The organism is Mesorhizobium sp. 128a (assembly GCF_053848025.1).
Map to the genome: position 1 here is coordinate 1 of NZ_JBSPKY010000047.1, position 11797 is coordinate 11797.

9 protein-coding genes are annotated in these 11797 nt (G+C 59.3%); 7 read left to right on the forward strand and 2 right to left on the reverse strand.

The features are described 5' to 3' along the window. Nucleotides 1–322 precede the first annotated feature (322 nt). Together ACWTU9_RS32520 and ACWTU9_RS32525 are read left to right on the forward strand one after the other, a co-directional pair. The gene (locus ACWTU9_RS32520) at nucleotides 323–580 is read left to right on the forward strand and encodes a nucleotidyl transferase AbiEii/AbiGii toxin family protein (protein WP_455861904.1); all 258 of its coding nucleotides are present in this window, start codon (nucleotides 323–325) and stop codon (nucleotides 578–580) included. 419 nt (nucleotides 581–999) lie between these two features. Beyond that, the gene (locus ACWTU9_RS32525; protein WP_455861896.1) at nucleotides 1000–1830 is read left to right on the forward strand and encodes a thermonuclease family protein; all 831 of its coding nucleotides are present in this window, start codon (nucleotides 1000–1002) and stop codon (nucleotides 1828–1830) included. A gap of 279 nt (nucleotides 1831–2109) precedes the next feature. On the opposite strand, the gene ACWTU9_RS32530 is transcribed toward ACWTU9_RS32525, so the two are convergent. Beyond that, nucleotides 2110–4329: a S46 family peptidase gene (locus ACWTU9_RS32530; protein ID WP_455861897.1), complete on the reverse strand. Its 2220-nt coding sequence runs from the start codon at nucleotides 4327–4329 to the stop codon at nucleotides 2110–2112. 793 nt (nucleotides 4330–5122) lie between these two features. Next, nucleotides 5123–5833 (reverse strand): winged helix-turn-helix domain-containing protein, encoded by a 711-nt coding sequence (locus ACWTU9_RS32535; RefSeq protein WP_455861898.1) that lies wholly within the window; start codon nucleotides 5831–5833, stop codon nucleotides 5123–5125. A gap of 587 nt (nucleotides 5834–6420) precedes the next feature. Here ACWTU9_RS32535 and ACWTU9_RS32540 point away from each other — a divergent pair. The 5 genes from ACWTU9_RS32540 to groEL form a co-directional block, all read left to right on the forward strand. Next, the gene (locus ACWTU9_RS32540) at nucleotides 6421–7815 is read left to right on the forward strand and encodes an alpha,alpha-trehalose-phosphate synthase (UDP-forming) (protein WP_455861899.1); all 1395 of its coding nucleotides are present in this window, start codon (nucleotides 6421–6423) and stop codon (nucleotides 7813–7815) included. Nucleotides 7816–8050: 235 nt separating this feature from the next. After that, nucleotides 8051–9088, forward strand: coding sequence for a LysR family transcriptional regulator (locus ACWTU9_RS32545; protein ID WP_455861900.1), 1038 nt, complete (start codon nucleotides 8051–8053; stop codon nucleotides 9086–9088). Between the two features lie 119 nt (nucleotides 9089–9207). Continuing rightward, nucleotides 9208–10083 (forward strand): hypothetical protein, encoded by an 876-nt coding sequence (locus ACWTU9_RS32550; RefSeq protein WP_455861901.1) that lies wholly within the window; start codon nucleotides 9208–9210, stop codon nucleotides 10081–10083. Nucleotides 10084–10556: 473 nt separating this feature from the next. Next, entirely contained in the window at nucleotides 10557–10853 is a 297-nt protein-coding gene (groES, locus tag ACWTU9_RS32555; protein WP_455861902.1) for a co-chaperone GroES, read from the forward strand. A gap of 70 nt (nucleotides 10854–10923) precedes the next feature. After that, nucleotides 10924–11797 (forward strand): chaperonin GroEL (gene groEL / locus ACWTU9_RS32560; protein WP_455861903.1); only part of this gene is annotated, 874 nt, incomplete at its 3' end.

An 11797-nucleotide genomic window follows, 5' to 3' on the forward strand; every position in this document is an offset into this window, starting at 1 on the left:
CGCGACTTAGTGAAACTGCTGTCCGCGATTTAGCGGAACGACTGTCCCGTTTTTGCGAAATACGCAGGTGGAGGGTTGAACACCGCCTGGAACATAAGCGCGCAGGGGGGTTCTTACGGAAGTCGTACATTCGGCCGCTTAGCTGAAAGCGCCCATGGCGGGCTGGAATTCGTCTGATTTATCCGGAGCTCAATGCGTTGCCCGCTGGGCTCAAGGCCGGCGTGCTGTTGGAAGCGGGCTTCGATCGGGCCGCGCCCAATCAAGCCCGCCTGATTTCTTCCTGGGCCTATGATAGAGCGGTCGCATCGGGCTGACAGACCTAATCGATAACCGCGCCGTCGATGTTTACTGCTACGAGCCCGGCTACACTTTCGTCGAAAAGCTACAGACCCTTTCCACCAAATTTCGCCAGCAGCAGGCTTCCGGAGAGATGCCTGTCAACTTCATGCGTCACTACTATGACGTCTCCTGTCTTCTGGACGACGATGGCGTCCAGGCCTTTATCGGCAGCCCGGCATACCGCGCACACAAAGCCGATCGGTTCCGAGGCGGGGATGAGCCGGACCTGCGGCGAAACTAGGCCTTTCGCCTCAGCGAGCCCACGACCCGGCAGATCTACTCCGACGCCTATGAGCGAACTCGCGCCCTCTACTAAAGGGACCGGCCTTCGCTCGACGCAATCCTCACTCAGCTGGACGCGCATCTCGATCGATTGTGATCCCATGAGGGTTGCTGCGCATGCCTAAAGTGCATCCAGAACTGTGAGGCGCGGCTGACTCCGGGTCAGCGTAGGCGCAAGCACGCCAGCACCCATTGGTGCGCAGTGTTCCGAGAATCCGCCGCACTATCGGGCATTGATAATCAAGGCCCAAGCAAAGGGGCAACGTGGCGCCGCTGGTTCCATCAATGGCATCGGCCTCCAGCCTGCCTCGTATCACGCCGTCACGACTATGGACTCTCTGCCCGGATCGACGCATTCTTCTCCCGGGGGGAATGGGCTTGGACAGATCCCGGCACGACAATCGGCTTGACCACTTGCGAAAGCGTAACGCCGCGAAGCGGACACGCGCCCGGCGTTGGGCACCCGTTCCACAGCGGCTGATCTTTGTCAGTGTGGCTGCCGCTGGTGCGTTAGCCTTCCTGTCGGCCATGCAGCAAAGCGACCGCCTGCCCGAGATCAGTCTGTCGAATCTAACCCGCCCGAGCCCCCCAGCGATCGCCGGGGTCGCCTCCATCGTAGATGGCGACACGATTGAGATCCACGGCCAGCGCATTCGCCTCAACGGGATCGATGCGCCTGAGAGTAAGCAGTATTGCGACGACGCAAAGGGGTTCGACTATCCCTGCGGGCGCCGTTCGGCCGAGGCGTTAGACGCGTTCCTGGCGACATCGAGGCCAGTTCACTGCCGGTTCGTCTCCTGGGATCGCTACGACCGATTTGTCGGCGATTGCCTGCGCTCAGATGGTGCCAACCTGTCCGCCTGGATGGTCGAGCACGGCCAGGCCCTGGATTGGCCCCGCTACAGCCACGGCGCGTACGCACAGCAGCAAGCGAAGGCGGAAGCTATGAAGATCGGCATATGGGCCGGCAAGTTTCAGGCGCCCTGGGAGTGGCGAGCGGAGCATGCAGATGGCGCGGCGCCGTCGAGCCCACCACAAGGCATCGTCAGCCGCAGGCTGCTCGCGCAGAACGGCTACTCGTGCGAGCCGCGGCGGACATGCCCTCAGATCAGCTCATGCGGTGAAGCAAACTGGTATCTCGCAAACTGCTCATGGGGAGGCAAGTTGGACCGAGACAAGGACGGTATCCCTTGCGAATCGCTCTGCTAGGGAAAGCTCGTCGCCTGACTTGGCGACCCGGGCTGCCGCCCTTTTCAACTCGCGTAACGAGGAGGGAGAGAGCCGGCGATGGAGGCAAGGGCGGCGGGCATCAATCCGCACCAACCCTTTTGCGATCCCGGAGCATGCCAAGGTGTCTGGCGATGCTCTTTGGCATGGTGGGTAAGCTACCTGCCGCTGGTCTCCGGCCAGTGGCCGCAAGAAGGCGAGGACTTCAGCCGGGCCAGCCGGGGCTTGGTGAAGCATCGCGGGCGCCCGTCTCGAGCCCGATCACCTTATCGGAATCATCCGGGTAGTCGGCGGCGGCTGATGATGATCGGAAGGTCCAGGCCGCACTCTCATTTCCTCAAGCAACCGGCGCGCGCCGTCGATCTTGTCCAGGGTCCAGAGCATGAAGCGGCTGTCGACATGGATGCTGCGATTGCGTTCTGCGGCATAAGCCCAGTCGGAGATCACTCCGTCGAGCGTGCCGTCGAAGGCGAGACCAACGAACTCGCCGCGCCCGTTCAGAGTGACCGAGCCGCTATTGCCGTTCGTGATGTCCACCGTGGACATGAAGTCGACCGGTAACGTGCCCAGCTCCGGTGCGACATAGGGGCCATAGTCCTTGGCCCGGATCGCAGAGACGGCAGTCTCCGGCGCGTCGAACTCGCCCCTGCCAGTGTGTTTGGCCAGAAGTCCCTCGGCCGTGGTGAAGGGCGTCCAGATCTGCCCGTCCCGTGTTCGCCCTGTCACCTTGCCCCAGCTGAGGCGCAGCGATCCGTTCGCGTCGGGATAGACGGGCCGGCCGATCGCATTTCGATAGGCAAGCAGGCTCTGTACATAGGCCGCGCGCGCCGCATGCGTGCGGCCAGCGCGGTCCTTCCGAGCGCGCTCCGCAGCTATATCTCCGGGGTAAAGCGCGACCGCCAGCTTGAAAAACGGATCGTCCGACGCCTCCAAAGCGGCAGCCGGCTTGTCGAGCCAGCCGAGCAGCATGGCCGTGTTGGCGAGGTTGGAGTCTGCATAAAGACGATCAAGACCGATTTGGGCCAGAGCGGTCTCGAACGCAGTGTCGCGGTCCTTCGCATCCAGCTGGCGATATTCCTCGAGCGCGGCCTCAAACAGCTTGCGATCGATGGTGGCCAGATATCGACGTTCGACCTGCGTCAGAGCATCGACGATGTGCTTGCGGTCGCGATCCTGAAAGCCGCTTTCGCGGGCGGCATCGGGCTTCTCCTGCTCCTTGGCCCAGCGATAGAGCTTGCGCGCCGATGAGAGGATCTGCGAACGGTCAAGCAGCGCCTGCCGCTGCGCCTTGAACGAGGCCTGGTTGTTCTCTGCCACCGTGGCGTCCAGATCGCTGATCGCCGCACCATAGCGCGCCTGACGCGCGGAATCGTCAGCGACCCACGCGCGAAAAGCTTTCTCCTCGGCGGCCTTACGAGGGCTGACTCCAATCGCGTCGGCCCCGGCGAGCTCGCCCGCCAGCTTCTTCTCGTAGTTCTGCACGCCTTGCAGGAGGGAGGCGTAGCGGATCTGCGCGTCGCGATTACCTGCCGTGGCATCTTGGATCTGGGCCGCGTAATCTGAGAGCAAATGCTGCGACAGCGGTTCGGCGTGCGCGAAGTTGAACTCAACTTCCTGAGCGGTTTGCCAGCGCCAGGTGATGGCGGGAAAGCCGGCGACCATCACGAAATCGCCCTCCCGGACGCCCTCGCTGGCGATATGCAGCCAGCTCTTTGGCTGGTATGGCACATTGTCCCGCGCATAAGGCCGGGAGGAACCATCAGGAGCGACATAAGCGCGATAAAACCCGAAATCGCCCGTGTGGCGTGGCCACATCCAATTGTCCGTGTCGCCGCCGAAGTTGCCGATTCCGAGCGCGGGTGCATAGACGAGGCGCACGTCCTTGATTTCGAGCTGCTGATCGAGAGAGTAGAATGTGCCGCCATAATAGGACCGCACAACGCAGCGGCGATTGGGCTGTTCTTCACAGGCGGTAATCAGCGCCTTGCGGTTTGCGTCGAGTCGCTCATAGCGGGCTATGCCGTTGAGCTCAGCCGAGGCGCCCTTGAGCATGTCTGCGGTCACGTCCCGCTGATTCTCGGTGACATAGACGCTGGTGCCTGGCGAGCCGGGCAATTCTTGATCCAGGCTCTTGGCCAGAAAGCCGTCGGCGAGATAGTCTTGGCCCTCCTTGCTGTTGTACTGGATGGATCCCAGCAAGCAGTGGTGGTTGGTCGCGACCAGCCCTTCGGGACTGACGAAGGAAGCGGAGCATCCGCCCAGTGATACGATCGCGTTGAGCGGGGCAGCGTCCAAGCTCAACTGGTTGGGATCGAGCTGGAGCCCATCGGCGCGCATGGCCGCACCGACTTCCGCAACCTGGCTGGGCATCCACATGCCTTCATTTGCCGACGCCACGGTGGCCGTCCAAAGCAAGGCCATGGCACTTGTCTGGGCCAAACATTTGACATTCGAATTCATGCCGATGTCGCTCCTCATCATGACTGATTCCTGTTCTCCGCGGGCTGGATGGATCACCCAGAGACACAGAATGGGTTGGCTAGAGAAAGCTCGTTAGTCGCCCGTGGCTTGGCGACCCCCAAGCCGATTGGGCGGCGCCCATACCTTCTCAAACGCAAAACAAATTCGCTTTTTAAATCAAAGGCGGCCTATTGCAGGAAAGTTGCTTGGTCCGGCGGCCTCACGCGATTGGAATGCATCACCACTGTTCTTGAGAAATCACCGATGTCTTGTGCGTGACAAAATCCTCGCAGCCCAGCATGAAGTTCGTATGAGCGTTGATTGGGTCGGTTCAAGCTGCCGCGGGGGAGAAGCGCATCGAATTGAGAGCCTCCGCTCCCCTGAGCGCCGTCCTCAGCGCGGTCGGCTCCAATTCTGGAATGCAAGCTCCCACATCGATCAATGCGTGTCATAGTCCAGCTCCAGCAGAATGCAGTCATGCGCAGAGGATCCCATCCGGAACCTCTCACGACATGGCTAGAAATATGGTCGTCGTATCTGACGAAAGCCTGACGGCGGTCAGCCGAAGCGTTAGATTCGGCGAAATATAAGGTCGCGAAATCAGCTGCAGCAGCATAGAGTTGGATCGCGAAATCTCACTTTAAAACAAAAGGGGCGTCTCTGCCTGAACAAGGCATAGAAGCGGGAACAGGGGAGACCATGACGAACGACCCGCCGGCGGCGAGCGAACGCTTGGGGGCATCAAGACGCTGCAAGCGATCGGGGAACTGACGCTTGACAACGATCTTTTGGCGGGGGCGGAAAGTGCGCGGCCTTAGCGCCGTGTCCTCAGCTCCTCAACGTCCACGGCGCTCTCGAAAACATACCCGGCGCCGCGCTCCGTACGGATGTACTGCAGGGCCGAGGGGTGTGCCAGCTTACGGCGAAGGCGCAGGATCAGCACGTCGATGCTGCGGTCATAGACCTCTTGATCGTAGACCCTGGTCGCCTTCAGAAGCTGCTCGCGCGAAAGCACCCGGCCTGGGTTCTTGAGGAAGGCCATGAGCAGGTTGAACTCACCCGTAGTGAGCTTGACTTCAAGATCCGTCCCTCGGCGCAAACGGCGTCGTTTCGTGCTGACTTGCCAGTCATCGAAATTAAAGATCGCATTTCGCTCACGCCCGGGCCGCTGGCGCACGGTGGCGCGCACGCGAGCCAGGAACTCCGGATGGCCAAAGGGCTTAGTGATGTAATCGCGGGCGCCGGTTTCGAGACCGACCACCTTGTCGGACTCATCTAAGTAGTCAGCGCTGATGATGATGATCGGAAGGTCCCTGTTGGCGCCGAAATCCCGAACGAATTGCAAACCGTCCTCTCGGTCGAGGCTCAGATCGACAATTGCCAGATCAATCGCTTCAGAAACCATTTTGCCGGCAGCCTGCTGGCCGTTTTCGACCGCACTGATCCTAAACTCATGCTTGGACAAGAGGTCCACAAGCAGTTCTCTCGTTGAAGCGTCCTGACTCAAAACGAGAATCTTCTTCATGGTTACCCCTGTTGAATGCAGCTTTGGCTTCCCCGACGATCAGCCAAATTAGGCAGGGTCCGCATGGCGGGACAATCTTCGTTGGGCGCATGACACAATAGCGCAGATACATAGGTCCTAGACGGGACTGCCGCTGTGAACCAGGAACCGAGCTCGCCAAGCTTAGCGGTTCGGCCGTCTTCTCCGATTTAGCTCATAGTGTTCGTCCTACTCGTTTGGCTGCTCGCCCGTGCGCATGCCGGCCGTTAGCCCTGCGGATCCCCTCCCCTGCGACCTTGAGGGTGATGTCATGAGGCGTTCTGCGCCTGCAGCGCAGCGCACATCTCCCAATCGGATCAGCCTCATTTCATCTGAAACCTCGAAAAAATTGACATTCTTGCGAGCAAGATGGATTTGTTGCCGTATGGATGTGTATAGACACGCATATCACGAGATCATTAAGACACAGGATACTTACATTGCATCGCCGCTTACCGCATTCATATAGAATGTAGCTTGTACCGTGTTTGCATCAGACACCTATCAACTTATAGACGACTGGGGCACAAGTGCTTCTGTTTTGTCTGCAACAACCGCAGGAGATGGTAATGAGTAGACTGATCGTTGTATCCAATAGGGTTCCGCTGTCCAAAAAAGACGGCACGCCGCCCACGGGCGGGATGGCCATTGCGCTGAAGGCGGTCTTCAAGAAAAAGGACGGCTTCTGGATGGGCTGGTCGGACAATGAGGTGGCGCCGGACGGCCCGGAGCCGACACCGCGGGAAGACGACGGCATCAACTACCGGCTTGTCTATCTCTCGAAGAAGGATGTGGACGAATATTACCACGGCTTTGCGAACAGTGTTCTTTGGCCGATCTTCCACGGCCGTCCCGACCTCGCCGAATATTCCGACGCACGAATGGCCGGATACTATCGCGTCAACAACAAGTTTGCAGAGCTGTTGAAGCCCCTCTTGTGCGATGAGGACGTCATTTGGGTGAACGATTATCACTTGATTCCGCTCGCTGAAGAGTTGCGTAAGCTCGGGTGCAGCAACAGGATTGGCTTTTTTCTGCACATTCCATGGCCGCCGGCGGACATTTTCTCCACTGTCCCGAAGTACAATGATTTGCTGGGCGGGCTTTCCTGCTACGACCTCGTCGGCTTTCATACCGATTACGATCTCAGCAACTTCTTGGAATGCCTGGCCCGCGAGAAGCAAGGCAAAATTGTCAAAAAGCGCTTCCACGAAGCCGATGGGAACGAGTTTCGCTGCGGCGTTTTTCCGATCAGCATCGACACCGCGAATTTCGAAAGCCTTGCCGAGAATGCGGCCCGCAATGAGCGTGTGCAGGAGAGTTATCCGAGGATCGCCGGCTATGACATCGTGATCGGCGTCGACCGCCTCGATTATTCGAAGGGCATCGAGAAGCGCATCGTCGCCTTTGGCGATTTTCTGCGGTGCAACCGGGGACGTGTAAACAAGACGTTGCTGCTGCAGATCACCCCGAAGTCCCGGGAAATCATACCGGCATATAGGGCGGTCGAGAAGGACGTCGCCGAACTGGTGGGATGCGTTAATGGAGAATTCGGAACCGTCGATTCAGTGCCGGTGCACTACATTAATGCCTCGATCGAGCAGTCGAAGCTGGCCGGCCTCTATCGGAAGGCCCGTATCGGTCTGGTGACTCCGCTTCGCGACGGGATGAATCTGGTAGCGAAGGAGTATGTCGCTGCGCAAAACCCACTTGACCCGGGTGTTCTCGTCCTCTCGCGCTTTTGCGGAGCCGCCAGGAAGTTGGACGCAGCGATGCTCGTCAATCCCTATGACACAGAGGAGATGGCGCGCACCATGGAAGAGGCCCTCGTTCTGCCGCGACCGGACCGGATTGAGCGCTGGACAGCGATCATGACGGTTCTTCGCGAGCACGATGTCTATAAGTGGTGCAGCGACTTTCTCTCGTCGCTGAATGAACACCATGCCGGCCACAGCCACGAGTGAGGGTTCACCCGCTACTCAACGACGATCGCCTCCACAGTGCCGAGTGTCTTGCTCCCTGCATCGCGCGAAGCCGCAGGAGGCGCTCGTCGCGGCAACGACTGTGATCGCTTGGCTGATCATGACCCGTCACCTTGAACCACGTCGAACCAGCTGGCGACATCGCAATTGTCAACAGCAGGCTCGGCCCGCAACGCCCACTACCAAGACGTTAGCTTGAGCACATAAGGAGAGGGGCATGGACCTCGTTTACAGTCGGGATCGCTCAAGCAGGAGTGAGCGGGCGCCACACCTTGTCAATGGCGCGCGCGCCGCACGTCAAGAACGGATGCTGGCGTCGATTGACCTGAGACTGCTGTTGGCTCTTGAGGCGCTGCTGGAGCACCTCAACGTCACGCATGCGGCTCGGCACATGGGCGTGAGCCAACCGTCGATGAGCCGATCGCTGACTAGGCTGCGTGAAATTTTCAATGGCGATCTTCTGGTTCGTGGATCGAGCAGTCTGGTTCCCACGCCGCAGGGCGAGCGCCTGGCCAAGATCCTCCCGACGGTCTTGGATGCTGTTCGCGCGATGATGGACCGCAGTTGCGCCCAAGGGGAATGGCGATCGAAAGCCACAATGGTGATGCCCGATCACCAAGCGCTGATCTTGCTGCCGCCTCTCCTACCACTTCTGCGCGAGCACGCGCCTAATCTCGATATCGTCACCGACCCGCTTCTAGCCGGCGCGCTGCGGCGGCTTGAGCAAGGCGAAATCCATCTGGCCATCGGGCAGATCGATGCTGCACCACTGGGTTACTTGCGCCGTACACTCTATGCCGACCGCTTTGCCTGCCTGCTACGCCATGATCACCCAGCCCTGGCGCGGGAGTGGACGATCGATACCTTCGCGACCTTGCACCACGCTGCCCTCGCCTCGGACTCCAAGGACGGGTTCGGCCGGGTGCATGATGAATTGGTCAAATTAGATCTCCTGGATCGCGATCCTGTGCTGGTTTCCAACATATTGACGGCAGCCGCGTCAGTCGCGACGAGCGATCTGGTGCTGATTGTCCCACGGCGCGTCGCGACGCGGATCGCGACCTTGCTGCCCCTGACGATTGTCGATCCGCCCGTGGAACTGACCCCCTACGAGGTCGCCCTCATTTGGCACGAACGCTGTCATCGCGACCCGGAGCAACGCTGGCTGCGCCACGAGATCACCGCAGCGGCTTCGCAAACAGAGCTGACGCAAATATCACAAACTGGGAGGGCAATAACGGATGCTTCCTCCTAAGACTCTCCCTGTTGACCGCCATCCTATTCAGCCAAGAGGCACATAAAGTCAGCTGATAGTGCACGCACTCCAGACGCCTCGCCACTTCCCACGCAACCTAGCTCTCATAGGAGAATAAGATGTCCAACGTGCTTTCGCTTGATGTCAAGGAACGTGAAAAAGAATATTCCGACAACATTTATAAGGCCGCTCGCGAGTTCTTCCACGCAAGGCCTTTGGTTCTTTCGTTGGCAAACGCCGCACCTCCGAGAGACGACATGATCGCCAACGACCAAGGGACGGTACAGTTTCACCTCATCGGCCAGAACACCCGTGACCGTATGTATAGCGGAATCTTGAATGAGAATCAGGACAATCTTCTGGCGATTGGCGGACTCATTTACGACTACATGCATTCCAATTATCCTCGCATCGACTCAAAAACGCTGGACATCAGCCTCTGGGCAGACGTTCTCGGCAACATTCCGGATCTTTCGATCGGAGCGCAAAACCAGAAGAGTTATTCAAAAGAAGTTTTCGGAACTTCTGTCTCAGCCACGTTCCTTTCCTTGGTTGCCCAAGCGATCATCACCGACGGGGCGTCGCTGCTGACGGATTTCCAGTCCTTCCTGAGCGCGATGGGTGACATCACTTTCAGCACCAGCGCCAGGGCGCAGCAATACAGGGCGCTGACATGCACCTACCAGAGTTACCTTCTCGACAATGGGGCCGGTGGATCTTACGATTACGGAGCGATCGTTCTGCGCCAGATCGAGTTCAAAGAGAATTTCCTTGAGCTGAAATCCTGCTGCTCGTCGACGCAACGAATCAATGTGAACCTGGACTACGCCGAGGTCATCAGCGTCTTACAGGCACGCCGGATCCGAAAGGGCGGGCCCGACCATGAAAACTTCCAACAACTCGTGAACGCAAACTCCACTGAGCAGTTCAAGAAGGCGAAGAACTTCTTCAACGGCGGTTCGACACCGCAACATGATATCAAGCCGCAGGTCTGATCCTCAGCTCGTCGGTCGCTGGACTAGCGCACCTCACCAGCAGCGTGGATCCAGATGACCTCGCCAGGCGGTTAAGCAAAATGATGCTGACGATTGGCGGGAGACATCCGTCGATCGTCCCATATCCCATACGAGAACCCACCCGAAAACCGAGAGAGCGAACGTGCAAGGCACAATATCGATGACGCCTTGGTCGATCGCATTTGTAAACGGGCTTGATGCCCATCCCACTGACGGCCGCCGCCTCTGTGGAGGGGTATTAGATGCAAGAAATGAGCCTTACTCCTGCTCCTTCTGAAGAACGTTATAGGCCCTCAGCTCACGTCCGTTCGGCTCGGTTTCTCCGTCCTTCGCGCCTTGACTTGCTACCGCCAACGGCCTATCCACCCCTCTTGTTAGCACTCGACCTCGGTGAGTGCTAATCGCGCTCCGGCCACGGGGAACCGTTCAACATCCGCACCAGGGAATCCAAAATGGCACAATCGAAATTCCGCCCACTTCATGACCGCGTGGTCGTTCGCCGGGTCGAATCCGAATCCAAGACCGCCGGCGGGATCATCATCCCCGATACGGCAAAGGAAAAGCCGCAGGAAGGCGAGATCATCACCGTCGGCTCCGGCGCTCGTGATGAAGCTGGCAAGCTGGTTCCGCTGGACGTCAAGGCCGGCGACCGCATCCTGTTCGGCAAATGGTCGGGCACCGAAGTCAAGCTCAATGGCGAAGACCTTCTGATCATGAAGGAATCCGACATCATGGGCATCATCGGCTGATCATCGGCCTCACCGTCAACTGAATCTTGAATCTTCGGGCTCTCTCCGAGCCCCTGCCAGGAGCTAAAACATGGCTGCCAAAGACGTAAAATTCTCCCGCGACGCCCGCGAGCGCATGCTGCGCGGCGTCAACATCCTCGCTGACGCGGTGAAGGTCACGCTCGGTCCCAAGGGCCGCAACGTCGTCATCGACAAGTCGTTCGGCGCCCCGCGCATCACCAAGGACGGCGTCACCGTCGCCAAGGAAATCGAGCTTGAGGACAAGTTCGAGAACATGGGCGCGCAGATGGTTCGCGAAGTCGCTTCCAAGACCAACGACATTGCCGGCGACGGCACCACGACCGCGACCGTTCTGGCGCAGTCGATCGTCCAGGAAGGCCACAAGTCCGTTGCCGCCGGCATGAACCCGATGGACCTCAAGCGCGGCATCGATCTCGCCGTCACCGAAGTGGTCGCTGCTCTGGGCAAGACCGCCAAGAAGATCAAGACCTCCGAGGAGATCGCCCAGGTCGGCACCATCGCCGGCAATGGCGATGCTTCGGTCGGCTCGATGATCGCGGAAGCGATGCAGAAGGTCGGCAACGAAGGCGTCATCACGGTTGAGGAAGCCAAGACCGCCGAGACCGAACTCGAAGTCGTCGAAGGCATGCAGTTCGACCGCGGCTACCTCTCGCCCTACTTCGTCACCAACGCCGACAAGATGGTTGCCGAGCTCGAGGACGTTTACATCCTCCTGCACGAGAAGAAGCTCTCCAACCTGCAGGCCATGCTGCCGGTTCTCGAAGCTGTCGTGCAGACCTCGAAGCCGCTGCTCATCATCTCGGAAGACGTCGAAGGCGAGGCCCTGGCCACGCTGGTCGTCAACAAGCTGCGTGGCGGCCTGAAGATCGCCGCCGTCAAGGCGCCGGGCTTCGGTGATCGCCGCAAGGCCATGCTGGAAGACA

Excerpts from the sequence above, each read along its gene's own strand:
- ACWTU9_RS32530 (WP_455861897.1), bottom strand. The coding sequence starts at position 4,329 with ATGATGAGGAGCGACATCGGCATGAATTCGAATGTCAAATGTTTGGCC.
- ACWTU9_RS32535 (WP_455861898.1), bottom strand. The coding sequence starts at position 5,833 with ATGAAGAAGATTCTCGTTTTGAGTCAGGACGCTTCAACGAGAGAACTG.
- ACWTU9_RS32540 (WP_455861899.1), top strand. The coding sequence starts at position 6,421 with ATGAGTAGACTGATCGTTGTATCCAATAGGGTTCCGCTGTCCAAAAAA.
- ACWTU9_RS32545 (WP_455861900.1), top strand. The coding sequence starts at position 8,051 with ATGGACCTCGTTTACAGTCGGGATCGCTCAAGCAGGAGTGAGCGGGCG.
- ACWTU9_RS32550 (WP_455861901.1), top strand. The coding sequence starts at position 9,208 with ATGTCCAACGTGCTTTCGCTTGATGTCAAGGAACGTGAAAAAGAATAT.
- groES (WP_455861902.1), top strand. The coding sequence starts at position 10,557 with ATGGCACAATCGAAATTCCGCCCACTTCATGACCGCGTGGTCGTTCGC.